21 protein-coding genes are annotated in these 24,671 nt (G+C 63.1%); 9 read left to right on the forward strand and 12 right to left on the reverse strand.

Annotated features, from left to right (window positions below; translation table 11 throughout):
- Nucleotide 1: 1 nt before the first annotated feature.
- Both GGR30_RS00660 and GGR30_RS00665 read right to left on the reverse strand, forming a co-directional pair.
- On the reverse strand, nucleotides 2–2,263 hold the full coding sequence (locus tag GGR30_RS00660; RefSeq protein WP_183481148.1) for a molybdopterin-dependent oxidoreductase: 2,262 nt from the start codon (nucleotides 2,261–2,263) through the stop codon (nucleotides 2–4).
- A 7-nt stretch (nucleotides 2,264–2,270) separates the two neighbouring features.
- On the reverse strand, nucleotides 2,271–3,326 hold the full coding sequence (locus GGR30_RS00665) for an alcohol dehydrogenase catalytic domain-containing protein (RefSeq protein ID WP_183481151.1): 1,056 nt from the start codon (nucleotides 3,324–3,326) through the stop codon (nucleotides 2,271–2,273).
- A gap of 137 nt (nucleotides 3,327–3,463) precedes the next feature.
- Between GGR30_RS00665 and GGR30_RS00670 the strand changes: the two genes are divergently transcribed.
- Together GGR30_RS00670 and GGR30_RS00675 are read left to right on the forward strand one after the other, a co-directional pair.
- A complete protein-coding gene (locus GGR30_RS00670) occupies nucleotides 3,464–4,390 on the forward strand; it encodes a thiamine pyrophosphate-dependent enzyme (RefSeq protein WP_183481154.1) in 927 nt (308 codons plus the stop codon).
- 11 nt (nucleotides 4,391–4,401) lie between these two features.
- On the forward strand, nucleotides 4,402–5,406 hold the full coding sequence (locus GGR30_RS00675; RefSeq protein WP_183481156.1) for a transketolase family protein: 1,005 nt from the start codon (nucleotides 4,402–4,404) through the stop codon (nucleotides 5,404–5,406).
- A gap of 239 nt (nucleotides 5,407–5,645) precedes the next feature.
- On the opposite strand, the gene GGR30_RS00680 is transcribed toward GGR30_RS00675, so the two are convergent.
- The 9 genes from GGR30_RS00680 to GGR30_RS00720 form a co-directional block, all read right to left on the reverse strand.
- Nucleotides 5,646–7,019, reverse strand: a complete 1,374-nt coding sequence (locus GGR30_RS00680; protein ID WP_183481158.1) for a M20/M25/M40 family metallo-hydrolase — start codon at nucleotides 7,017–7,019, stop codon at nucleotides 5,646–5,648.
- Between the two features lie 4 nt (nucleotides 7,020–7,023).
- Entirely contained in the window at nucleotides 7,024–9,066 is a 2,043-nt protein-coding gene (locus GGR30_RS00685) for a hydantoinase/oxoprolinase family protein (RefSeq protein WP_183481160.1), read from the reverse strand.
- Nucleotides 9,053–10,876 (reverse strand): hydantoinase B/oxoprolinase family protein, encoded by a 1,824-nt coding sequence (locus GGR30_RS00690; protein ID WP_183481162.1) that lies wholly within the window; start codon nucleotides 10,874–10,876, stop codon nucleotides 9,053–9,055. The genes GGR30_RS00685 and GGR30_RS00690 overlap by 14 nt, the downstream gene beginning before the upstream one ends.
- A gap of 39 nt (nucleotides 10,877–10,915) precedes the next feature.
- Nucleotides 10,916–11,923 carry an NADPH:quinone reductase gene (locus GGR30_RS00695; RefSeq protein WP_183481164.1) on the reverse strand — a complete coding sequence of 336 codons (1,008 nt, stop codon included), beginning with the start codon at nucleotides 11,921–11,923 and terminating at the stop codon, nucleotides 10,916–10,918.
- Entirely contained in the window at nucleotides 11,920–12,927 is a 1,008-nt protein-coding gene (locus GGR30_RS00700) for an ABC transporter ATP-binding protein (RefSeq protein WP_183481166.1), read from the reverse strand. The genes GGR30_RS00695 and GGR30_RS00700 overlap by 4 nt, the downstream gene beginning before the upstream one ends.
- Nucleotides 12,924–13,940 (reverse strand): ABC transporter ATP-binding protein, encoded by a 1,017-nt coding sequence (locus GGR30_RS00705; protein ID WP_183481169.1) that lies wholly within the window; start codon nucleotides 13,938–13,940, stop codon nucleotides 12,924–12,926. Before GGR30_RS00705 ends, GGR30_RS00700 begins: the two co-directional genes overlap by 4 nt.
- Nucleotides 13,937–14,833, reverse strand: coding sequence for an ABC transporter permease (locus GGR30_RS00710; RefSeq protein ID WP_210287888.1), 897 nt, complete (start codon nucleotides 14,831–14,833; stop codon nucleotides 13,937–13,939). Before GGR30_RS00710 ends, GGR30_RS00705 begins: the two co-directional genes overlap by 4 nt.
- Complete coding sequence (locus tag GGR30_RS00715) at nucleotides 14,826–15,803, reverse strand: ABC transporter permease (protein WP_183481174.1); 978 nt, start codon at nucleotides 15,801–15,803, stop codon at nucleotides 14,826–14,828. The genes GGR30_RS00710 and GGR30_RS00715 overlap by 8 nt, the downstream gene beginning before the upstream one ends.
- 111 nt (nucleotides 15,804–15,914) lie before the next feature.
- Nucleotides 15,915–17,561, reverse strand: a complete 1,647-nt coding sequence (locus tag GGR30_RS00720) for an ABC transporter substrate-binding protein (protein WP_183481177.1) — start codon at nucleotides 17,559–17,561, stop codon at nucleotides 15,915–15,917.
- A gap of 237 nt (nucleotides 17,562–17,798) precedes the next feature.
- Here GGR30_RS00720 and GGR30_RS23630 point away from each other — a divergent pair, with 237 nt between their 5' ends.
- The gene (locus tag GGR30_RS23630) at nucleotides 17,799–18,581 is read left to right on the forward strand and encodes an IclR family transcriptional regulator domain-containing protein (RefSeq protein ID WP_183481179.1); all 783 of its coding nucleotides are present in this window, start codon (nucleotides 17,799–17,801) and stop codon (nucleotides 18,579–18,581) included.
- A gap of 191 nt (nucleotides 18,582–18,772) precedes the next feature.
- Nucleotides 18,773–20,500 (forward strand): M28 family peptidase, encoded by a 1,728-nt coding sequence (locus tag GGR30_RS00730; RefSeq protein ID WP_183481182.1) that lies wholly within the window; start codon nucleotides 18,773–18,775, stop codon nucleotides 20,498–20,500.
- A 97-nt stretch (nucleotides 20,501–20,597) separates the two neighbouring features.
- Here GGR30_RS00730 and nikR read toward each other — a convergent pair whose 3' ends face one another.
- Nucleotides 20,598–21,098 carry a nickel-responsive transcriptional regulator NikR gene (gene nikR, locus GGR30_RS00735; protein WP_183481185.1) on the reverse strand — a complete coding sequence of 167 codons (501 nt, stop codon included), beginning with the start codon at nucleotides 21,096–21,098 and terminating at the stop codon, nucleotides 20,598–20,600.
- Nucleotides 21,099–21,252: 154 nt separating this feature from the next.
- On the opposite strand from nikR, the gene GGR30_RS00740 reads away from it, so the two are divergent.
- The 5 genes from GGR30_RS00740 to GGR30_RS00760 are packed head-to-tail and all read left to right on the forward strand — an operon-like array spanning nucleotide 21,253 to nucleotide 24,635.
- On the forward strand, nucleotides 21,253–22,014 hold the full coding sequence (locus GGR30_RS00740) for a DUF4198 domain-containing protein (RefSeq protein ID WP_183481188.1): 762 nt from the start codon (nucleotides 21,253–21,255) through the stop codon (nucleotides 22,012–22,014).
- Complete coding sequence (gene cbiM, locus GGR30_RS00745) at nucleotides 22,014–22,646, forward strand: cobalt transporter CbiM (protein WP_183481191.1); 633 nt, start codon at nucleotides 22,014–22,016, stop codon at nucleotides 22,644–22,646. The genes GGR30_RS00740 and cbiM overlap by 1 nt, the downstream gene beginning before the upstream one ends.
- Nucleotides 22,643–23,203 (forward strand): cobalamin biosynthesis protein CbiL, encoded by a 561-nt coding sequence (locus GGR30_RS00750; RefSeq protein ID WP_183481194.1) that lies wholly within the window; start codon nucleotides 22,643–22,645, stop codon nucleotides 23,201–23,203. The genes cbiM and GGR30_RS00750 overlap by 4 nt, the downstream gene beginning before the upstream one ends.
- On the forward strand, nucleotides 23,200–23,937 hold the full coding sequence (locus GGR30_RS00755; protein ID WP_246413482.1) for an energy-coupling factor transporter transmembrane component T family protein: 738 nt from the start codon (nucleotides 23,200–23,202) through the stop codon (nucleotides 23,935–23,937). The genes GGR30_RS00750 and GGR30_RS00755 overlap by 4 nt, the downstream gene beginning before the upstream one ends.
- Nucleotides 23,925–24,635: an energy-coupling factor ABC transporter ATP-binding protein gene (locus GGR30_RS00760; RefSeq protein WP_183481197.1), complete on the forward strand. Its 711-nt coding sequence runs from the start codon at nucleotides 23,925–23,927 to the stop codon at nucleotides 24,633–24,635. The genes GGR30_RS00755 and GGR30_RS00760 overlap by 13 nt, the downstream gene beginning before the upstream one ends.
- Nucleotides 24,636–24,671 lie beyond the last annotated feature (36 nt).

Genomic DNA, 24,671 nt, shown 5'->3' on the forward strand with positions numbered 1-24,671 from the left:
CTCAAGCGATCGGCGGACGGTCGATGGAAAGCGCGGGCAGGGGGCGGTCCCATTTTTCCACCCGCACAAGGCAGGTATGGGCGATATTGCCCTGCGACAGGCCCGAGCAGCCCTTGTCGATGGTGAGCGCATTGGGATTGCCGTGGACCTCGAGCAGAACGCCGTCAACGATCTGCGGATCGTACCAGGCCCCGGTCGGCAGAAAGACGCAGTCGGGCCTCAGCCCGTCGTCGAAGCGAAGTCCTGCAAGGCAGGCGCCGCGTTGGTTGGAGAGGCGGATAATATCGCCTTCGGTCAGTCCGTTCGCTTTCGCCGTTTCGGGATGCAGATAGGCGGCCTCGCGGCCCTGCACCTTGTCGGAAAGGCTTTCCGAGCCGCGATCATTCTGCGAGTGCAGCCGCGTGTCCGGCTGGCCGGAGACCAGTTGCAGCATGCCGTCTTCCGCCGCGCCGAGCCATTCGACCGGCGGCATCCATGTCGGATGGCCGGGGCAGTCGGCAAGCCCCATGGCGGCAATCTTTTCGTTGAAAAGCGTGATCCGGCCGCTTTCGGTGGCAAGCGGGGAACCTTCCGGATCGGCGGCAAAAGCGGACAGCGCGATCCGCGCCTCTTCCTCGTCCGGAATGTCAAACCGGCCTTCCGCCTTGAACGTCTCGAAATCCGGCAGGGCAAATCCATGGGCCTCGGCCACCTTCCCGGCACGCTCCCAGAGGTGCTCCAGCCATTCGGCAGAGCTTTTTCCCTTGGTGAAGGCCTCGCCAAAACCCATCCGTTCGGCAAGGCGGGCGAAGATGTCGTGGTCGTCCAGCGCCTCGCCGATAGGGGCGTCGAGCGCTGACATGTAAATGAGGGCTGGGTCACGCCGGTTCATCATGATGTCGTCGCGCTCCAGCGGCGTCGTTGCCGGTAGCACGATATCGGCCCGGCGCGCCGTTGCCGTCCAGCTGTGCTCGTTGACGATCACGGTTTCGGGGCGTTGCCAGGCTTTTTCCAGCCGGTAAAGGTCCTGGTGATGGTGAAACGGATTGCCGCCGGTCCACCAGATGAGGCGGATATCCGGATAGGTCCGTGTCTCGCCATTATAGGCATAGTCCGATCCCGGATTGAGCAGCATGTCGGCAATGCGGGCGACGGGGATAAAGTCGCTGACCGGATTGACGCCCTGCGGCAGGGACGGCCAGGGGATCAACCGCGTCGGGCGGCCGACCGGCGTGGTGCAGCCATAGCCGAAAGCATATCCGCCGCCCGGCAGGCCGATCTGGCCGATGATGGCGGCAAGCGCCAGCCCGGCCCAGATCGGCTGTTCACCGTGGTCGCCGCGCTGCATCGACCATGTCATCGAGATCAGGCTGCGCTTTTCGGTGAGTTCCAGTGCGGTCTTGCGGATCGTATCGGCCGGAATATCGCAGATATCCGCGGCCCATTCGGCCGACTTCGCCGTACCGTCCGTCTTGCCGGCGAGATAGTCGCGGAATGTGTCATAGCCGCTGGTGCAGCGCTTGAGAAAATCCTCATTCGCCCGTCCGGCGGCGATGATCTCCTGGCAGAGCGCCAGAATGAGCGCGGTATCCGTGCCGGGTCGGATCGCCCACCATTCGGCCCTTTCAAGGTCGCCGCGACGTGGCGAGACCGAGATCAGCCGCGTCTTTCCGTTGGCGAGGTTTTCAAGCCAGGGCGCGACCTCGTGGCGGGACGTGCCGGAGGAGGCGACCTGCGCGGTTCTGGGCGAAATGCCGCCAAAGGCGAGCATGATCTCGCAGGCCCCGCTGACGGAAGGCATGGCCGTCACCTCATCCTGAAAGGCCCGGTTGGAGAGCCCCAGAATGTGGGGGAACAGCACTTCGGCGGCTGCGTGCGAATAGGTTTCGCGCGCGCCGACAAAGCCGCCGGCCAGATTGAGGAAGCGGCGCATCTGGCTTTGGGCATGGTGAAAGCGCCCGGCGCTCGACCAGCCATAGGAGCCGCCGAAAATCGCGCCATTGCCATGGGTCTCGCGCACCCTTGTCAGCTCCGACGCGCAATGGCCAAGCGCCTCGTCCCAGCTGACTTCCACATAGCGGTCGCCCGAGCGCCCCGCCCCGCCATCGCCTTCAAGCCACCCCTTGCGGATGGCGGGTTTCATGATCCGGCTGTCGCGGTCGCGCGAGGCGCTGGCCCAGCCCTTGCCGATCCGGGAGGGCTGCGGATCACCCTCGACAGGCAAAAGCGTGCCGGTGTCGCGGTCGATGCGGTAGCTTCCCCAATGGGCGGCCGTATAGGGCATGTGATCCTCACATTTGCGGGTCGAGAATGATCTTGATCTGCACCTCGTCCGGTTCGGGACGTCGTTCGAGCGCTTCCTCGAATGCTTCCAGCGGATAAGTGTGCGTGACGCAGGCATCCCCATCTATAAGCCCGCGGCTCATCAAGTCCAGCGCCGTGCGATAGGTAAAGGGCGCCAGATGCCCGCCCCGGATGTCGAGCTCCTTGAACTCGCCGAAGATGTTGAGATCGACGGCGACCGGCTTCTTGTATACGCCGAAGACGACAAGACGGCCCGCCTTGCGCAGAAGTTCGAGGCCGAGCGTGAAAGCCTGCGTCTGGCCGGAGGCTTCGAGAAAGACGTCTGCGCCGCGTCCACCCGTCAGGTCCGCCAAAGCCGTCTTCAGTTCGGGGTCATCCGGGTGGAAGGCCATGTCGGCGCCAAGCGTCAGGGCAAGCCTGCGTTTGGCGGCGCCCGGATTGACGAGGATGAGCTTGCGCGGGGTCTTCAGCCGGGCTGCCTGCAGCATGCCCATGCCGATGGGACCGGCGCCCGAGACGATGACCACGTCTTCAAACCCGATATCGGCGCGCTCGACCCCGTGAATGGCATTGGCCAGCGGTTCTGTGTAGCAGGCGGCGGCGTTGGAGAGGTTTTCCGGCACCTTGTGGATCACGGCGTCGGCCGGATAGATCATGTATTCCGCCCAGCCGCCGTCGAGCGTCGCGCCGATCACATCCATCGAGTCGGCGAGGTGGTATAGGCCGCGCTGGCGGAAGAAATCATTGCCATAGGTGATGTTGAGTTCCGCCACGGCCCGGTCGCCGACCTTAACGCCATGCCGCTCGTCCGCGCCTTCGCCAAGCTCGACCACCGTACCCGTAAACTCATGGCCGGGCGTGAAGGGGAAGGGCAGCGACCAGGGGCCGGAACCGTCCCACATCGCCCGGTCCGCCGCGCAGACGCCGCTTGCATCGACCCTGACCAGAATCTCTCCCGGCTTCGGCTTCGGCACTGCAATGCCCGTCTCCAAACGATGCTGATGGCCAAAGCCGAGGCAGCGCACGGCCTTCATTGTCGTCATTCCATCCTCCCTGTTGCTTGCGGCGTCTCCCAAGCCGCGCGGCGACGAATGTAGAGGCAAAGCCCTCAGACATAAACCGCTTGATTTTTACATTTGACTGAATTAATGACTTTTGTAAAGTTTGAAGGAGGAGCTCAGTGAGAAATTCCAAGTCCACCGAAGAGGTCGCTCTCGGCATTCGCCGCCGCGTTTTCGAGCATTCGATCCGCAATAATGGCGGCTATCTCAGCCAGGCCTGTTCGGCCGGCGAGCAGCTTGCCTGGCTTTACAATGAGGAGCTCAATCTCGGCGCGCCGACGCTGCCGATGGTGCCGAAGCCCTTCGAAGGCGTGCCTTCGCCGCAAAATCCCGACTATCATACGGGCGCGGGCTATAACGGCCCGGCAACGCCGGAGTTCGACCGGCTGTTCATCGCGCCCGCCCATTACGCGCTTGTCGCCTACGCGACGCTGATCGAGGTTGGCCGCATGGCGCCCGAGGGGCTTGCCATGTTCAACAAGGATGGTTCCTCCGTCGAGATGATCGGGGCGGAGCATTCGCCGGGCATGGAGGTGCATAACGGCACGCTCGGCATAGGGCTTTCAACGGCGGCGGGTCTTGCCTATGGCCGACGCCGGCGCGGCGATAGCGGGCGCACCTGGGTGTTCATGTCCGACGGCGAAGTGCAGGAGGGCCAAACCTGGGAGGCTGTTCAGGCGGCCGCCTATCACGGCATCGACAATCTCTATGCGATCATGGACGTCAACGACCAGCAGTGTGACGGGGCGATGAACTCGGTCATGGAGGTCGGCGATATCCGCACCAAGTTCAACGATTTCGGCGCCGTCTGCGTGGAAATCGACGGGCATGATGTCGACGCGATGCGTGAGGCGGTGAAGGAACCGCATCCGGGCAAGCCGCTGATCATCCTCGCCCGCACCAATCCGTTCAACGCCATGCCGATCCTGGAGGAGCGTTTCCCGCGGCTTCATTATGTCCGCTTCAAGTCGGATGATGAGCGCCAGCGCATGAATGTGTCGATTGCCGGGGATCTTGGCATCGAGCCGATCGACTACGCACACTGAGGAGACGGGAAATGGTAGAAATGGTGTCACGCCCCTATGCAACGGCGTTCGAGAAATTTGCCGCAGGCAATCCCGATATTCTCTGCCTTTCGGCGGATCTGACCTCATCCTGCGAAGTGGACGGGTTCCGCGACCGGCATCCCGATCAGTTCCTGTCGCTCGGCATGGCCGAGCAGAACATGATGAGTTTCGCCGGCGGGCTCGGCCTTGCCGGCTTCCGCCCCTTCATCCACACGTTCGGCGTCTTCATGTATCGCCGTCCCTATGACCAGTTGATGGCCTCGATCGCCTATCCGCGTCGCAAGGTGCGGCTGATGGGCTTCCTGCCCGGCGTCACCACGCCCGGCGGCATGACCCACCAGTCGATCGAGGATATTGCGGTGATGCGCTCGATCCCGAACATGACCATCCTGGAAACGGGTGATGCGACCGAGGTGGAAAGCATCTGCGAGGCCGCCGACAGCATTGACGGGCCGGTCTGGTGCCGGGTGCTGCGCGGTTCCGTGCCGCGCCTGTTCGACACGCCGATCAAGGTCGGCGAGATGCGCGAACTGAGTGCCGGCGACGACGTTCTGGTGGTTACCGCAGGCATCACCACGGAAGAGGCGATGCGGGCGCGCTCGGCGCTGAAGAATGCCGGACTTTCGATCCGCCATCTTCACCTCCACACGATCAAGCCTTTTGATGCCAAGGCATTGCTCGATCATGTCGGCTCGGTGCGCCACGGGGTGATCACGCTGGAAAACCATGTGACCGAAGGCGGCATCGGTTCGCTTGTCGCCGAGACCATGGCTGACGCCGGCGTCGGAAAGCGGCTGATCCGGCTGGGGCTCAAGGACACCTATGCCCATGGCGGCTCGCGCGCCTATCTGATGCGCTATTACGGCCTCGATGCGCTGGCGCTGGTGCGCGGCGTCGAGGATCTTGTGGGCGAAAGCTTCGGCATCGACGAGGATGATCTGGATTCGGCCCGCGTCGAGGATGTCCATTCGCTGGTCAAGGCGGAGGCGCTTTAGCGCATTTCGCAGTCAGATGGAAACATATGACGTCCGCGAAAATGCGTCAAAACAAATAGATAGAGCGGTTGCGCGTTTTCAAGAAAGGCGGAACCTTCTCTAGGAGAGTAGGCGACCGGGTGGAAACATCCGGCGTCCGCGAAATTGCGGCGCGGGAAACGACGCACGGCACGCGGCTCTTCGCTGATGCCCCGGTCTGCGGGCGACGGGCCGTCGTCGCCCACAGCGCTTTCGTCTCGTCAGCCGGCCTCGTGCATTCTGCCGATCCTCTTCAGAACGGCCGCACCGGTCTTGATCCCCTTGATGAAGAGGTCGATCTTCAGGTTCTCGTTCGGCGCGTGATTGGCCTCGTCCGCATTGGCGTAAGGCACCACGAAGGCCGGCGTCTTCAGGATCTTGGTGAAGACGTAATCGGGCAGGCTGCCGCCGACAGTCGGGTAGAGCAGGGGCGTCTCGCCGCGCGCCTCCGCGATTGCCTGCTCGATGGTGGCGGCAAACGGGCTGTCCATCGGCGTCTTTGACGGCAACATCCCGTTTCTCGGAATGAATTCGACGTCGGGCGCGTGGCGTTCCACATGGTCCCTGACCTTGTCGAACACATATTCCGGCGTCAACGGTTCGACGAGGCGGATATCGCATTTGGCGATCGCTTCGCAAGGAAGCACTGTCTTCGTGCCTTCTCCTCCGTAACCGCCGTGAAAACCGTTGATCGTCAGCGTCGGGTGAAACATCAGCCGGTCGTAATAGGCGCGGTCGACCGGCGCATCCAGTTCATCAATGCCGAGGTCGGCCTTGATCGCCTCAAGGTCGAGCGGCAGTTGGCTGACGGCTTCGCGTTCCATGTTGGTCGGAGGGATGACCGGTTCGTTGATGCCTTCGATGGTGATCTCGCCGGCCTCGTTCTTCATCGTTGAGAGCAGATGCACCAGCTTCCAGATCGCGTTCGGCATCACGCCGCCGAAATTTCCGGAATGGGCATCGCGCCTGGCCGTGCGGCAGTGCAGTTCGAAGGAGGCGACGCCGCGCACGCCGAAGGTGATGATCGGCTGCCCGCTTTCATGCAGCGGGCCGTCGGAGGTGATCACCAGGTCGGCCTTCAGCTTCTCGGCATGCTCGGCGACGAATTCGGCGATGTGGGGCGAGCCGATCTCCTCCTCGCCCTCCAGCAGGAAAAGCACGTTGCAGGGCAGTTCGCCCTCGGTCTCCAGCAGTGTCTCGATTGCCATCAACTGGGCGAAGTGCTGGCCCTTGTTGTCGCCGATGCCGCGGGCATAGATGCGACCGTCGCGAATGGTGGGCTCAAAGGGCGGGCTCTTCCATTCGGCAAGCGGTTCCGGCGGCTGGACATCGTAGTGGCCGTAAAGCAGCACCGTCGGCTTGCCCGGCTTTTTCTCCCAGCGGCCAAGCACCATCGGATGGTTTTTTGTGGCGATGGTATCGGCCTCGAAGCCCATGGCTGTCAGCGTATCGACCAGAATGCCGGCGACCTCGCGGATCCCTTTGTTCTGGGCGCTGATCGAGGGATGGCTGACATAATCCATCACCCGCGCGACGAAATCATCCGCATGGGCATCGATGTGGGCGAAGGCGGTTTCAAGTTCGGTCATGGCCATGTGTTCAGCCTTCCTCACGGTTCAGGATGACGGCGCCCGATGCGTCGACGCGTGCGCGCCAGCCGGGTTTGACGACGGTGGTGGTATCGAGCTGGGTGAGGATTGCCGGCCCGTCGAATGACGCGCCGGCGCCAAGCGTCGCCCGGTCGATGACGGGAACGGTCTCGGTGCCGGTTTCAAAATGCAAGGGAACAGCATCATACGGCGTGATCGCGCCGTCCTGCGGCGGCAGGGCGGCGATTTCGGGCGCATCGACCCGGCCCTTTGCCTCGATACGAAGCGTCACCAGCTCGATTTCGGCATCAAGGGTGAAACCGTAGAGCGCCTGATGGGCCTCGGCGAACCGCGCCTCGACCGTCGCGGCATCATCAGCCCAGGAGACGGCCAGCTCGCCGCCTTGGCCATGATAGCGCAACAGCGCGACCGGCTGTTTCTCGCGCGCTTCAAGCGTTACCCCTTCCTCGTCAAACCATTGATCGGCCTGTTCGGCGAGCCCGGAGAGGATCGCCCCGGCGCTGTCGACATCGATTGCGCCGGCCTTTGGCATGGTGCGGGAGAACTCGGCCTTGAGGTCGGCGGCCAGAAGACCGTCGGCGCACAAGACGCCCGGGGCCGCCGGGATCATCACCTGGGCGATGCCCAGAAGCTCGGCCAGTGCGCAGCCATGCAGCGGCCCCGCGCCGCCGAAGGGCACAAGGGTGAAATCGCGCGGATCATGGCCGCGCTCGACGGAGACCACCCGCACGGCGCCGACCATATGGCTGTCGACAATGGCGAGAATGCCGCGTGCCGCCGCTTCCCGTCCGAGCTTCAGGGGCGTGGCGACGGCAGTATCGATCACGCCAAGAGCGGCCTCGACATCGAGCGCCATGCGTCCGCCAAGCAGTTTTGCCGGCAGATGACCGAGCGCGACATGGGCATCGGTCACGGTCGCCTCGCTGCCGCCATTGCCATAGGCGGCAGGTCCGGGCATGGCGCCGGCGCTTTGCGGGCCGACCGTCAGCGTGCCATCGGCAACCTTGGCGATCGAACCGCCGCCGGCGCCGATCGTTACCATGTCGACCATGGGAAGCGGCAGCGGCCATTCGCCGATGCGGCCATGCTGGGTGAGTCCGATCTCGCCATCCTTGATCAGGCAGATATCGGCGCTGGTGCCACCGATATCGACGGTGATGATATCCTTGATCCCGCAGGCGGCCGCCGCCGCCCGCGCGCCGACCACGCCGGCTGCCGGCCCCGAAAGCGCGGTCAGCGCCGGCGCCTTGCGAATGGCGGCAGCACCGGCAACCCCGCCGTTCGATTGCATCAGCAACAGCGGCGCATCAACCTTCTCGTCGGTGAGGCGCTGTTCCAGCCTTTCGACATAGGACGTCACGCCCGGCATGACCGTGGCATTCAGCACCGTGGTCAGCGAACGCTCGAATTCGCGCACGACCGGCAGAACATCCGTGGAGCAGGTGATCGCATGGTCCGGCAGCTCTTCGGCGAGGATGGCGACAACGCGTTCTTCATGGGCGGCATTGGCAAAGGCATGCAGCAGGCAGACGCCGACGGCGGTCACATCCATGGCGCGGATCGCCGCGGCCGCCTTTCGCACGCCTGCCTCGTCGAGCGCCTCGAGAACCGCGCCGCCGGGGCCGATGCGCTCGTCGATCTCGATGATGCGGGCGGCTGGAACGGGGCGCTCCGGCTTGACCCAGTTATAGAGATTGGCCTTGCGCGGAATATCCTGCCGGCCGATTTCCAGCACGTGGCGGAAGCCGCGCGTGGTGATCAGCGCGGTTCTGGCGCCCTTGTCCTCGAGGATCATGTTCGTGGCAACGGTGGTGCCATGCAGCACCTGCGACAGGCGCGAAGCCTCAAGACCGGCATCGCCCAGGGCAAGGCGGATACCGTTAAGGAAGGCCTCGGACGGATCTGCCGGAATGCTCGGCGTCTTTGCGCGCCACACCTTGCCGCTTGCCCGGTCCAGAAGCGAGATATCGGTGAAGGTTCCGCCGATATCGACGGCGATCGAAAGGGCGCTTGTGATTTCAGGCGAGGACATCGACATACTCCTGGCGATGGAAGGCTTTGGTCTCGGGGCGGTTTTCGCGCAGTGCCGCCGTTGCGGCGGTATCGAGAGCGCCGTCGCGGATGACGACGCCGTAGAGCCGCTCTGCCGCATCGGTGCTGACAAAGCCGCCGAGCACATCGGCCAGCACCCTGTCCGCCGCCCGGTCGAAAGGATGGCCGTAGCCGCCGCCGCCGCCGGTTTCCATGCGCAGGATATCGCCCCTGGTCAGCCTGTTGCCGTCCGAAAGCGGTTTCAGGACCCTTTCGTTTGCAAGGCCGGGATTGACGGTGACGCGACCGCTGCCGCCGCCCATGCCGCCGTGAATGCCCCAGGGCGGGTTCTTGACGCTGTCGATCCGGACGGCCAGCATCATGTCCTCGGCAAGGATTTCGTATTCGCGGATAATGCCGCAGCCGCCGCGGAACTTGCCCGCGCCGCCGGAGTTTTCGACAATGCCGTAGCGCCTGAGCCGCACCGGATAGCCGACTTCGAGAAATTCGACAGGATAGTTTTCCTGCGCGACGAAATAGACCGCATCGATGCCATCGGCATTCGGCCGCGCGCCATAGCCGACGCCGATGCCGTCGGCGAGCAGAAAGCGCTTCAACTGGCCGTCATCCTCATCGCGGAAATTGCCGCGCATGATGGTGATCACATAGGCCGAATTGGCGGCGGGCGCCTTGCCGCCAGCAACATTGACGAGGCCGTTGATTGCAGACAGCACGCGCATCGTCGTCAGTCCGCGCATGCCGAGCGGTGCGGGAAATGTCGGCTTCAGCAACGATCCCTCGCGCAGCTTCACCTCGTCAAGCGCGTTGGGTCCGCCGGCATTGCAGACCTGCGCCGGATCGCCGCCCAGATAGAAAAGCCCGAGCGCCATGCCGGGCACGCCCCGGTTCATCAGGAAGTTGACCGGGCCGGGAGCCTGGTCGTCGGTGGCCGTCGCATCAAAGATGAAGCGGTCGTCGCCGTCCTCGGCCCTTTCGCGCGTCAGCGAGAAGCGGATCTTGAACGGCCCGTTGCCGTGGCCGTCCGTGTCGATTGCATCGGTGAAGGAATAGGTGCCGTAGTCGAAAGTTTCGGCCAGTTTCTCGCGCACCAGCTTGCGGGTGCGCACGAGAAGCTGGGAGAGCGCGTCGGCGAGCACATCCGCGCCGAAACGCCCGACGATCTCGCCGATGCGGCGCACGCCGAGATCGACGCTTGCCATCAGGGCGCGCATGTCGCCGATGCTTTGATCGGGAAAGCGCGAATTGCGGTGAAAGATTTCAAGCGCGGTCTCGTTGGTCACGCCGGCAGAAATCAGCTTCGTCGGCGGAACGATGATGCCTTCCTGGAAGATCTCCGTGGCATCGGGACTGATCGAGCCCGGGTGGATGCCGCCAATATCGGCGAAATGAGCCCAACTCATCACGAAGGCGCAAAGCCGGCCATCCTTGAAGACGGGCGCCAGCAGAACCTGGTCATTGGAATGGGAGACGGCGCCTTTGGAACCGTAGCAGTCGTTGTACCAGTAGAGATCGCCGGGCTGCATCGTCTCGGCCGGGAATTTTTCCAGCACGGGCGTGGTCATGTCACCGAAGATCGGCACCATCGAGCCGACAGCCATCACGCCATCGGCATCGAAAAGGGCGGTGTAAAAATCCTTCTTCTCGCGGATAAAGGCAGAAATCGCGGTGCGCTCCAGAAGCGCTTCCATTTCAGCTTGGGCGGCGGCCACCGCGCCGCGGATGATCTCGAGCGTTACCGGGTCGCAGAGCGGCGGGCTGCCGTCGCTTTTTTCATTCACTGTGTCTGACATTTTCTGACCTTCATTCTGAAACTGACCGCCGCCGACCGCTCAGGCCGGATCGCCGGGAAAGACGACGACATTGCCAAGCCCGCCCGCCTCGACGCGTTCATGGGCAAGGGCAATGTCGGCAAGGGAAAAGGTTGCGCCGATGGCGACCTGCAGCCTGCCGGATCCGGCAAGCGCATCTATCCTGGCTTCGCCGGCGCGGTGGGCGTCCTCGGGTATGGCAAAGCCCTGGATGAAGCGCAGATTGGCGCCGATGGAGGCAAAGGCGTAGTAGGAGAGAACCGGCTCGGGATTGCTGCTCGATGAATAGGCGGCGATCGTGCCGTTGGGTTTGAGGACGGCGGCGGCAAGCGCGGCATTGGCGGCGAAATCGACCTCGATGATCCGGTCGACGCCGGCCCCATCCGTCAGATCCAGAATGCGGGCTGCCACATCTTCTGCCTTGCGGTTGATGGTGATTTCCGCGCCCGCGTCCGTTGCATGGCGGGCGGACGCGTCACTGCTGACCGTGCCGATCACACGAGCGCCGTCGAGTGCTGCCATCTGCACGGCGAAATGACCGACCGCGCCTGCCGCGCCGCTGACGAGCACGGTTTTCCCCGCAACGCTGCCATCGGCAAAGACGGCCCGGTGGGCTGTCATGGCGGGAACGCCGAGGCACGCGCCCTCGGCAAAGGTCAGATGATCATTGAGCCGCACCGCCTGCCGCGCGTCGATGGCGATCAGTTCGGCAGCTGTTCCATAGGCCCGACCCTTCTGGCGGTAGCCGCCCTGCGCATTCCAGAGCCAGACGCGCTCGCCGATACGGCCGGCATCGACGCCGGGGCCGACAGCGATGATCTCGCCCGCGCCATCGGTGTGGGGGATAATCAGCGGGTGATCCATGCCCATGCCGCGCCATCCCGCGCGGCGCTTCACATCCGCCGGATTGATGCCGGAAGCCCGGACAGCAACCAGCACCTCGCCGGGACCGGGGGCGGGATCAGTGAGATCGCCAAATTTCAGGACGTCCCCCGCAGGGCCGGTCCTTTCGTAGAAAGCCGCCCTCATGCGCCTGTCTCCCCGTCATAGAGGTGGCAGGCGACGAGGCGGTTGCCGACGGTCTGCGGCTTCGGGACGTCCGAGGCGCAGCGGGCAAAGGCTTTCGGGCAGCGGTCGCGAAAGACGCAGCCCGAGGGCGGGTTGCGCGGATCCGGCGCGCCGCGTCCGATCGGCAGCGGTTCGTGGCTCTGGTCGGGATGGGGCACGGGAACTGCGGAAACGAGCGCCTTCGTATAGGGGTGCAGCGGTTCGCGCACGATCTCCTCGGTCGGCCCGTCCTCCATGATGCGGCCGAGATACATGACGATGGTGCGTTCGCAGACATAGCGCACCAGCGCCAGATCATGGCTGATATAGATCGCTGTCAGCCCCAGCCGGTCGCGCACATCGCGAAAGACGTTGAGCACGCCGGCACGCACCGAGACATCGAGCATGGAGACCGGCTCGTCGGCGACGACAAATTCCGGTTCCAGGATCAACGCGCGCGCCATCACCACGCGCTGCAACTGCCCTCCGGAAAGCTGATGCGGATAACGGTCGAGAAATTGTTGGGGATCGGGAAGCTTCACCAGTTCCAGGGCTGCGATGATCTTCGCCTCGCGGTCCTTCTTGGGAATTCCGGCATTTTCCAGCGGCTCGGAGAGCGTCGCGCGGATGGAAAAGCGCGGATTGACCGCGTCGAAGGGGTTCTGGAAGATCAGCTGCGCCTGCGAGCGGAATTTCTTCAGCCGTTCCCGGCCCATGCCGGAAAGGTCAGAACCTTCGAAATTGATATTGCCGTCGGTCACGTCCTCGAGTTTGAGGAGAAGCCGGCCCATGGAACTCTTGCCGCAACCGCTCTCGCCCAGAAGGCCGATGCTCTCGCCCCGACGAATGTCGAAGCTGACGCCGTCGACGGCTTTCACCACGGTGGAATGGCCGCGCATGGCCGATAGCGCGCTTCCGACCTTGTAGTGCAGTTTCGCCTCGAAGATCGAGACCAGGACGTCATTCTTCTTTCCCGACATCATCATAGGTCCGCACCCCAGGTTTCGGTTTTGGCGGCTTCGACCCGAAGCTTGTCGGCCTCGCCGGCGCGGTGGCAGGCGACCTGATGGACCGCGTCCAGAGCGACGAGCGGCGGTTCGGTGGCGCAGATGTCGATGGCGAAGGGACAGCGCTCGGCGAAACGGCAGCCCTGCGGCGGATCGGCAAGGTTCGGCGGCGCACCCTCGATCGGCGTCAGTTCGCCGGTCTCGGCCCCCGTCAGATCGGGAAAGGCGTTCTTGAGGCCCATCGTATAGGGATGCGAGGGACTGGTGAGCGTCGCCCGTGTGGTCCCGGCCTCGGCCACCTTGCCGGCATACATCACCACGGTGCGGTCGCAGATATAGGCGACAACCGAAATGTCGTGGGTGACCAGAATGACGGACAGGCCGAGCCGTTGCTGCAGTTCCTTCAACTGGTCGAGGATCTGCCGCTGGACGATGACGTCGAGCGCCGTCACCGGCTCGTCGGCGATCACCAGTTTCGGATCGAGCGCCAGAGCCAGCGCAATCGCAACGCGCTGGCGCATGCCGCCGGAAAACTGATGCGGAAAATCCGACAAGCGGCCGGGATCGATGCCGACCATGTCGAACAGTTCCTCCGAGCGTCGGCGTGCATCCCGTTTTCCCATGCCGCCGCGTTTCCGCAACACTTCGGCAAGCTGGTATTCGACCGTATAGACCGGATCGAGCGAGTTCATCGCGCTCTGCGGCACGAAGGCGATGTCGCGCCAGCGCAGCGCGTTCATCCGCCGTTCGGGCAGCTTGGCAAGGTCCTGCCCGGCAAACATGATCCTGCCGCCGGAAATCGCGGCATTGTCGGCCATCACCCGGGTCAGCGCCCGCGCGGCCGTGGTCTTGCCGCAGCCGGATTCCCCGACAAGGCCGGTGATCGATCCTTCCGGCACATCGAAGCTTGCGCCATCGACGGCATGGACGAGGCCGCCGGGCACCTTGTAGGACACTGTGAGATTGTCGACGGAAAGAAGCGGTTCGCTCATCGGCTCAACTTCGGAAACAGGAGGTTTTCATAGCCGCGCGTGACGAAGAAGCCCGCGCTGACGACGAGGATGATGCATAGGCCCGGCGGAATGAACCAGTAATAGGCCTGCTTGGCGAGCGCCTGGCTGGCGAAGGCATCCTGCAGCATGTAGCCCCAGCTAATCGAGTTCGGATCGCCGAAGCCGAGAAAGCTGATCGAGGCTTCCGTCAGGATCGCCCAGCCAATGGCGATCGAGCCGTAGAGGAAGGAAAGCGGCAACACGTTGGGCGCGACATGGCGGGCGATGATCTTGAGGCTGGAAGAGCCCGAGATCCGCGCCGCCTCGACATAGCCCCGCGTCCGCAGCGTCAGCACCTGGCTGCGGATCACGCGCGCGGTGTCGCGCCAGAGCACCAGCGCCATGGCGATGACGACGTTCCAGATCGAGGGCTCGAGGAAGGCGGCGATGACGATGACGAAGGGCAGGAAGGGAATGCCGAAGGCGATATCGGCAAGCCGCATCAGGATCGTATCGACCCAGCCGCCGAAATAGCCGGCGAGAATGCCGACGAGCGAGCCGATCAGCACCACCATGAAGGCAGCCGTCAGCCCGATCACCAGCGCCGAGCGGCTGCCGTAGACGAGCTGCGAGAAGATGTCGCGGCCAAGGCTGGTGGTGCCGAGGATGAAGCCATCCTGACCGGGATGCAGGTCGGCGGCGAGATCGTAGGACGCCGAATAGAGGATCTCGTTCGGGTCATGGGTGGCGATATCGGGAGCGAAGATCGCCGCCAGGATGAAGACCACATAGATGAGAACGCCGGCGATGGCGAAAGGATCGCGCACCGGGAATTTCAGGGCACGGGCGAAGCGGCCGAGACCGCCGGAAAGGGAGGAGGCAATCTCACGCATGGCCGATCCTCGGGTCAAGCAGGGCATAGAGCAGGTCGGCGATCATGTTCATCAGGATCACCACCACCGCGATCAGCAGGAAGGCGCCCTGCGCCAGCGGATAGTCCGAGGCGGAAACGGCGCGCACCAGTTCGCGGCCAAGCCCCGGCCAGGAAAACACGGTCTCAACCACGACATTGCCCTGCAGCTGGTAACCGACGGCGATCGCAAAGGAGGTCATGATCGGCAGAAGCGCATTACGGGCGGCATGGCGCACGACCACTGTCCAGCTCGAAAGCCCCTTGATGCGCGCCATGGTGACGAAATCTTCCTTCATCACGTCCAGCATGTTGGAGCGCATGAGGAGAAGCGGCAGACCCTGGCTGTAGATGGCGAGGGTCAGTGCCGGCAGAGCGAGATGGGCGAGAAAATCGCGCGACGTATAAAGCGCGAAATAGCCGTCATAGCTTTCGCCGGCCGTGCGCGTGCCGCCTGCCGGAAACCATCCGAGCCAGAAGGAGAAGACGGCAAGCAGTACCATGCCGAGCCAGAATTCCGGCATGGCGCGGGTGGTCAGCACGGCGGGAATGGCCGCCTGCTCGACCCAGTTGCCGCGCTTCCAGGCAAGATAGGCGCCGGCCAGAATGCCGAAGGCGTATGCGACGATCAGCGATGTGAAGGTGAGGATCAGCGTGTTCGGCAGAAGCGGAAAGATGATTTCGGCCACCGGCTTTCGATAGGTGAAGCTCTCGCCGAGATTGCCCGTGAGAAGATTGCCGATATAGATCAGATATTGCTGCCACAACGGCTTGTCGAGCCCGAAGGAAGCCATCAGGATTTCCTGCTGCTCCAGGGTGAAATTCGGATCGATATAGGCCGCCATCGGGTTGCCCGGCATCAGCCGGAACATCAGGAACAATATGGTGACCACGGTCCACAGGACCAGCAGCATCTGCAGCACGCGGCTGCCGATCGGCTTTAAAGTTGACATGAAGCGCCGTCCTCTTCCTGTTGCGTTCTAAGGTCAATCGCAATCAGGCATGAAGGTCGTAAAAGGGGGCGGCAGGCAAGTGCCCGCCGCCTTCTCAAGATCTACGTCGGCCTAGTTGCCGAGCGTTTCCTTGATGTCGCCCGGATAATGCAGCTTGCCGCCCTCGAGCGTATAGCCGGCATCTTCCAGCGTCTGTTTGGCAAGATCGGTGCCGGTGGCGAAGTCCTCGACCGCCGGGTCATGCCAGAATTCAAGCGCCGGCGAGACGACGGAATTGGAAGGCACCGCATAGCCGCGATAGGCGGCCTTGGCGATCAGTTGCCGGTTGACCGCCTGCGACAGTGCCATGCGGAAGGCCGGGTCGTCGAAGGGGGCGCGGCGGTTGTTGAAGCCGATATAACGGAAGCCGATATCGACGGTGGAGACCGCCTCGAGATCGGGGTTTTCCGTGGCAGCGTCAACGAGGACCTGCGGGTCGCCCGGGAATTCGCCGATGAAGTTCAACTCGCCCGACTTCAGCATGCCAAGGGCTGCTTCCGCATTCGGCACGATGCGCAGGATCCAGCGATCGGCCTTCGGCGCGTGGAAATGATCGGTATTGGCCTCCAGAACGATTTCCTCGTTCTTGGTCCAGCTTGCAAACTTGTAGGGACCGGAACCGATTGGCGTCTCTTCCTGATAGCTTTCGGCGTTTTCCGGCTTGTCCTTCAGATCCGCCAGGATCGGGCCCCAGACATGTTCGGGAATGATGTTGATCTTGGCGAGCGTCGACGTCAGGAACGAGGCAAGCGGCGTCTTCAGGTGGAAGGTGACGACATCGCCCTCGACATCGACGCTGTCGATGTTCTTGGCGAAGGGCTGATACATCGGGGCCTCTTCGCTAGCGGCTGCCTCGTAAGAGAACTTCACGTCCTCCGCCGTCACCGGCTCGCCGTCGTGCCACGTCATGCCGGGACGCAGGGTCAGCGCGATCGTGGTGTCGTCGAGCCATTCATAGCTTTCCGCCGCCCAGGGCTGCGGCAGGCCGTCGGGGCCGACGCGCAGAAGCCGGTCATAGACAAGTTCGGTCACCCAGCTGTCGACGCCGCCGGAAATATAGAGCGGGTTGATCGACTTCACATTGTCGGAGGAATTCAGGACGATATCCTTCTCCTCGCCAAGCGGGGTGATGTCCATGAAGGTCCAGGCATTCTTGATGCCGATGCCGCTCTGGTTGACGACGGTTTCGGGATCGAAGACGGCCTTGTTGAAGGCGAAGGTGGATTTGGGATGAACCAGCATCATGTTGGGCTGGTCGGCGCTGAGGATTTCCTGGGCCTCGAACACCATGTCCCTGCGCGTGTCCTGATCGACTTCGCGGCGCTGCGCTTCGACGATCGAGTCATATTCGGGGTTCTTGTAGCCGATGAAATTGTAGCCCGATTCGGCCGTGGTCGAGTGGAACAGGTTGAACAGAAGCTCATCCGGGTCCGAACGCTCCGGCCGCCCGACCATCTGCCAGGCGGTGGCATCCCAGGCGCCGCGGTCGTACCAGACGACATTCGACATCTGCTCCCAGGGCATGACCTCGACCTTGACGTCGAGACCAAGCTTTCGCCATTCCTGGGCAATGAGCTGGACGGACTGGAATTCGGCCTGCTGACCGGCCTGCGGCCGGGAGAAAAGCACGATTTCGCGAATCTCATCGCCGGCAAAGGCGGGCAAGGCCGCCGTGGAGGCCAGCAACGCGGCAAGGGAAGCCCGCGCGATATAATTCATGGTCGTTCTCCTCTGAACGGTTTGGTTCTTTTTATCGTGTCCGGATTTTTCCGGTTATATCTTGGAAACGGCGCTTGCCGGCGTGCCGGCTGTTTCGACAGGGAAGCCCGCGAGGGGAGCTTGAAATACGATTGTAGATGTTTTATTCAGTAAAACGCTGTTTCGTAATTTTAAGTAAAGCAGATTTTGGCGCGATTGCAAGTCGCGAAAACGATGACAAAGCAGGGGACTTGAAACGTGACCGAGGGGAAGGACTACACGATCGCCGCCGTCGACCGTGCCATGGTGGTGCTGGAGGCGCTGGCGGAGCGGCCCAATCAGGGCCTGACGGAACTCGCCAAATCGCTCGGCATGACAAAATCCCTGGTTTTCCGGATTCTGTTCACGCTTGAGGAGCGCGGCTTCGTTTCGCGGGATGCGGAGCGTTCGGAATATGCGCTTGGCTATCGGATCGGCGTCCTGGGCGAGTGCCTCGGCAAGGATGGCGGCCTGTTGTTTGCGGCGCGTCCGGTCATGGATTGGTTGCGCGACGTCACTTCGGAGAACGTCAATCTGGTGATTCGCGACGGCACGGAAAGCTATGTCCTCGCAACGCGTCCCGGACGTCATTCGATGCGTCTCTTCGCCCAGGCCGGCCGGTTCGGGCCGCTTCATGCCGGCGGCAGTTCGCAACTGCTTCTCGCCTATGCCGACCCCGCAGTGATCGAGGACGTGCTTTCAAGACCGCTCGAAACCTTCACGCCCTATACCATCACCGATCCCGACAAGCTGCGCCAGACGCTCGAGCGCATACGCGCAAGCGGCTACAACATCGTCACCAATGATCTGGACGAAGGCGCATTCTCCGTGGCCGCGCCGATCAAGGGAGCGGACGGAACGGTGACGGCCTCGATTTCGATCGCCGGCGCCGTCATGCGCCTCGACGAGGAACGCCGCGCGGCAAACCTGGAGGCAGCGCTTGAGGCCGGTCGCCGGATCTCGGAAAAGCTTGCCGTGGGCGGTGTGCTGAAGGCTGGCTGAGCCTGCCTGTCGCGACCAGCAGGTCCGTTTTTCCCTACTCGACTGCATTGCCGACATCGCTCCGCCGACGAACCTCTTGTTCTGTTCACGACGCTGCAACGCGTGGCCGCTTGCGGGAGCGCAAGTCCTCTGTTACGCTAATCAAAAATAAAACATCGTTTTATCTAGTAAAACAATAGAGGAAAACAGCTGTGAACGATATCGAATCCGCCATTCTCGGCGCCGTTTCGCTTGATGCCCCCTGGGCGCTGGTCGAAAGCTTTTCCACCTACAAGCGCGAGCATCCGGACGATGTGAACCGCGGCATGAACGAGGTGAAGGCGCGTCTTGAAAAACACGGCGTGCCGGTGACCATGCACCAGCCGGAACTTTTTCTGAGCCTGCCGGGCAAGGCGCGCGTGGAGGCCGACGGCAAGACCTTCCGGGCCAAGCCTCCGGCCTATTGCGTCGATGCGCGCGACGGTCTTGCCGGCGAACTTGTCTATGTGCCAAGCAACCAGCCGAAGGCGATCTCGACCATGTTCGAGCGCTCGGTGGAGGATGCGAGCGATCTGGCGGCGCTCGTTTCCGGCAAGATCGTGCTGTCGGAGGGATTCGCCAATCCCGGCCTCGTCGCCCAGTTTACCGAGCTTGGGGCGATCGGCGTGATCGCCATCAATCCCGGCGTCGACATTCACTGGGGCATCTGCACCACGGTCTGGGGCACGCCGGATCTCGACGACCTGCCGCGCAAGCCGCGCATTCCGGCCGTTGCCGTCAACCGCGAAAGCGGCGATCAACTGATCGAGCTGGCAAAGGCGGGCGCACAAGTTACTGTGTTTGCCGAAATGGAAGAGGGCTGGTTTTCCTCCAAATTGCCGGAAGTCTTCATCGAGGGCACGGAAGAACCGGAAAAATACATCCTGCTGCACGGCCATCTCGACAGTTGGGATGTCGGCGTGGGCGACAACGCCACCGGCGACGCCTCGCTTCTGGAAATGGCGCGGGTTCTTTATGAAAACCGCGACAAGCTGAAGCGTTCCGTGCGCGTCTGCTGGTGGCCCGGCCACTCGACCGGGCGTTATGCCGGCTCGACCTGGTTTTCGGACAATTTCGCGCTCGATCTGGACGAGAACTGCGTCGCCTCGGTCAATTGCGACAGCCCCGGCTGCCGTTGGGCGACGGAGTTCATCAATCTGTGCATGATGAGCGAGACCGAGGATTTCCTCTCCGGGGTGATCGAGGAAGTGGCCGGCAAGAAGGCCGAGGGCGAACGCCCGCACCGCGCCGGCGACTATTCCTTCAACAATATCGGGCTTTCGAGCTATCTGATGCTGTCCTCGACCATGGCCGAGCGCGCCCGCGAGGAGAAGGGCTATTACACGGTTGGCGGCTGCGGCGGCAACATCGCCTGGCATACCGAAAACGACACGCTCGAAATCGCCGACAAGGATATCCTGCTGCGCGACATCAAGGTCTATCTTCTCGCCGTCCTGCGTAACGCCAATGCGGAAATCCTGCCCTTCGACTGGCGCAAGACGGCCGGGGAATTCATCGGCACGATCGCGGACTATCAGAAAAAGGCTGGCGATCGCTTCGATCTGGCGCCGACAATGCAGGCCGCCGAGGCCTTGAAGACTTCTCTGGACGCCTTTTACGCAGGCATCGAGGACGGTTCGGTGACGCCGACCGCCGCCAACGCCGCGATCCAGAAACTCGCACGCATCCTGGTTCCGCTCAACTTCACTCGTGAGCAGCGCTTCCGGCATGACCCGGCAGTGCCGATCCCGCCGCTGCCCGCTCTCTCGGCAGCAGCCGATCTCGACAAACTCGGACCGGCAAAACTTGGTTTTGCCCGCACCCAGCTCGTGCGCGGCCAGAACCGGGTGATCGCCGCACTGAAACAGGCAAAGGCCCTGGTCGAGGAAGCCAAGGCCTAGGCGGTCGACCGGTCGGTCCCGGGCAATAGATAGAGCCTGGCGCGCGGTGAACACTGACCGCGCGCCTTTTCATATGTCGGCGAAGAGGCTGCGCGGTTCAGCCCCGTTCATTGTCGCCTTTTGCCGGATTGAAGCTTTGGCGCACATGCAGATGGCGGTGGGGCTCCGCCTGGTCTTCGTGGACATGCATGGCGCCGCCGGTCGAAACCGGCACGAGGGATAGCGCGCCATGGGCGATGCCGCGTTCCAGGAAGAGTTGCTGGGCTGCCGCGCCCACTTCGCCAAGCTTGCCGCGCGTCACCTCGATTTCGAGCGCGGTCGAATGGTCGAGCGGAACCGAAAGCGCGGCGACGTGGCGGTCATGCGCGTCCAACCGGCGTCTGGCGAGCCGGCTGGCGAGATTGCGCGTGGTCTGGTCCACCGTATAGGAGACGACGCCAAGGCAATCGGCATCCTCCGGCCCGCTTTCAAGGTCCAGCATGGCGCGGCGGACGAGGTCGCGAATGGCTTCCGAGCGGTTCTGTGCGCCGCTCTTGTCCATATAGTGATCAAGCGCGTCGGCGATGTCGTCTGACAGGGTAATGGTGATGCGCTTCATGGCTGCCTCCATTGCAGTGTATCAAGCCAATAGCAGCAATGCGGCCAAATCGAAAGAAACCGCAAGCGAACACTTGATTGCGCTTCTGTCGTATGATTTTTTATAGAAAATATCATACGAAATTGACTCCGATACTTTTCATCAGGTTCCAAGCATGATCAGACCCGCATGTCTTCTTTTCACCGCAGCGCTTGTCGGTGCGAGCCCTGCCGCTGCGCATTTTCAGGAAATTATTCCTTCCGCCGACGTGCTGCCGGATGGCGGCCCGGTTACGGTCGATCTGGTGTTCACCCATCCTTTCGAGGGTGGACCGGTGATGAACATGGCGGTTCCGGTGGCCGTCGGCGTGGTCAAGAATGGCGAACGGACGGACCTTCTGGGAGCGCTTGAAGAAGCGCCGCAGGGCGATGCCATGGCCTATCGCCTGACCACCGATCTCGAAACCCCCGGCGCTGCCATCTTCTATGTCGAGCCCGAGCCCTATTTCGAGCCGGCGGAGGGAAAATTTATCACTCATTACGCCAAGGTCGTGGTCGACAGCTATGCCTCCGGCGAGGGCTGGGACGAGAGTGTCGGCCTTCCGGTCGAGATTGTGCCGCTGTCCCGGCCGACGGGGCTTTGGACGGGCAATGCCTTTACCGGCGTGGTGACCAGGGGCGGTAAACCGGTGCCCTTTGCCGAGATAGAAGTCGAATTCATCAATGATCACGGCATTGAAGCGCCGAATGATGCCTATATCACCCAGGTGATCAAGGCGGATGCCAATGGCACCTTCTCCTATGCCATGCCGGTATCGGGATGGTGGGGCTTTGCCGCGCTCATCGAAGCCGACGCGCCGATGACCGCGCCCGATGGCAGGGAGGTTCCGGTCGAGGAAGGCGCGCTCATCTGGGTCAACGCCAAGCCGGTCGAGTAATGGCCCATATTCCGGACGGCCTCCTTTCTCTTCCCGTTCTGATTGGCGGCGGCGCGGTGGCGGCCGCCGGCGTGGCGGCCGGTCTCAAGAGCATTGATGACCGGGCCATTCCGCGCGTTGCTGTGCTTTCCGCTGCCTTTTTTGCCGCCTCTCTCATCGCCGTGCCCGTCGGACCATCCAGCGTGCATGTCCTGCTCTCGGCCCTGACGGCGCTGATGCTCGGGCCGGCCATTTTTCCCGCCGTGCTGGTTGCGCTCTTGCTGCAGACCGTTCTCTTCGGTTTCGGCGGGTTGACGACGCTCGGGGTCAACACGGTCAATATCGCGCTGCCGGGCTATCTTGTGGCGTTGATCATCGGCAAGGCTTTGCGGCGCGCGCCCTCTGCCGGCAGGGCCGCCATGATCGCCAGCCTCGGGGCTTCGGTCGCGGTGTTTCTCACCGGAGGGCTCGTCGCGCTTTGCCTCTGGCTGTCGTCATCGGCCTATGTTCCGGCGGCGCGTATTCTGCTTCTCACCTATCTGCCGCTTGCGCTCGGCGAAGCGCTGGTTTGCGGCGCAATCGTCGGTTTCCTGAAAAGGGTGGCGCCGGAACTGCTGGAGCCTCGCCTTCCCGAAAGGGAGCTGCAGACATGAGATACTGTCTGGCGCTCCTGCTCGCCATGTTTGTCTCTGCTCACCCCGCCCTGGCCCATAGCCTGCGGGTCTTCGCCACGGTCGAAGGCCGGGAGATTGTGGGCTATGGCTTCTTCGTCGGCGGCGGGCGCCCTCAAGGGGCAGCGTGGACGGCCGCCATGTCAGGCAACGCCTTTGCCGGCGGAAAGACGGATCAGGAGGGCGGTTTTGCCTTTGCCGCGCCCGATCCGGTCACCGGGCCGGTGACCGTTACGATCGATACGGGCGAGGGTCATGTCGCATCGCGAGCGTTGACGACCGATCGCTTTGGCGCGGTGACGTTGCCTGTTGCGCAATCCTCACCGGCGGAGAAGGAGGCTTCCGCCGTACGGCCTGGCGAGGGCGCGGCAATCACCACCGATATGGTCCGCACCGCTGTTGCGCAGGAAGTCGCGCCGCTGCTCGAGCGGATCGAGCAGATGGATGCGCGCATGCGGCTGACTGATATCGTCGCTGGCCTCAGCCTGATCTTCGGCATTGCCGGGATCGCGCTCTGGGCGCGCGGGCGGCGGCGATGAACCTGCCAGCGGACCTCAGGCTGCGCATGGTCACGGTCTTTGCCGTCGTCGCGATGATGACGCCGCTGGCGCATTTCCGGCCGGCAGCAGCCTATCTCGCTCTGGTGCTTTGTCTCGCCTTCACACGCGGGAGCGGCATCGCCTGGCGGCGTCTCCTGCATCTGGAAGCTTTTCTCGTCGTGCTGCTGATCACGTTGCCCTTTGCGGTTGCGGGCACGCCGCTGGTGACGGTCTTCGGCTTTACCGCCAGCGCTGAAGGCGTCGTGCGGGCGCTGGTCGTCGCGCTCAAGGTCACGGCTTCCGTGCTGCTGCTCAATATTGCCTTTGAGGGGGTAGAGCCCGTGCGTCTCGGGCAAAGCCTTGATGCGCTGAGAATGCCGAAAAAGCTGGTCCATATCTTCATCGCTCTGGTGCGCTATCTCGGCGTGATCCGTGGGGAGTTCAGCCGGCTGCAGGAGGCGATGAAGCTGCGCGCTTTTCAACCGCGCTCGAACCGCCATACATTTCAAACCTATGGCAATATGATCGGCATGTTGCTTGTGCGGGCAACGGCGCGCGCCGAGCGGATCGAGGAGGCCATGCGCATGCGCGGCTTTGCCGGGCGCTATCCGGTCTCAGAACCGGCCCCGCTGACTGTGCGGGACGTGTTGGGGGCGGCGCTTGTGGCGGGGGCCGCGCTCGTTGTTTTGATCTCCGATCTGGCTCTTTCTCGGGATGTCTCATGGCCGCTTTGATTTCCGCCCGTTCTGTCATCGTCTGCCGCGATGGCCGGCCCGTTCTGACCGAGGCGGACCTTTCTCTGGAGCCTCTGGAGCGGCTTGCGGTGGTCGGTCCCAACGGGGCCGGCAAGACAACGCTGTTGCGCGCGCTCGTCGGTCTTGAGCTCTTGTCGTCCGGCGGGATCGAAGCCTTTGGCGAGGCGTGCCGGGGCGAAGCCGGGTTTCGCAAAGCGCGCCGCCGCATCGGCTTTCTGTTTCAGGACAGCGACGACCAGCTCTTTTGCCCGACCGTTCTGGAAGACGTTTCCTTCGGCCCGCTGAACCTTGGGCTGACGAGGGCCGAATCGGCCGAGCGGGCGGGCAAAACGCTTGCCGAGCTTGGCCTCTCCCACCTCGCCGACCGGCTGACGCACAAGCTCTCCGGCGGCGAAAAGCGGCTGGTCTGCCTCGCCGGGCTGCTGGCAATGGGGCCGGACGTTCTGCTGCTGGATGAGCCGACCAACGGCGTCGACGCGGAAAACGGCGCACGGCTTGAGGATGCGCTGCGGGCGTTCGAGGGCGCAATGATCCTTGTTTCCCACGACGATGCCTTCGTCAGCCGGCTCGCGACGCGCGGCATGTTGCTGAGGGATGGCCGTCTCGAGCCGGCAGTCATTCACACACATGCCCACCGGCATGGGCATCCGCACATGCACCCGCGGAATGAGAATTGAGGCGGGGCCTGTAAGGCAAGCCCCGTCCTAAGCGTA

This window comes from Martelella radicis (assembly GCF_014196625.1).
Lineage (GTDB): Bacteria > Pseudomonadota > Alphaproteobacteria > Rhizobiales > Rhizobiaceae > Martelella > Martelella radicis.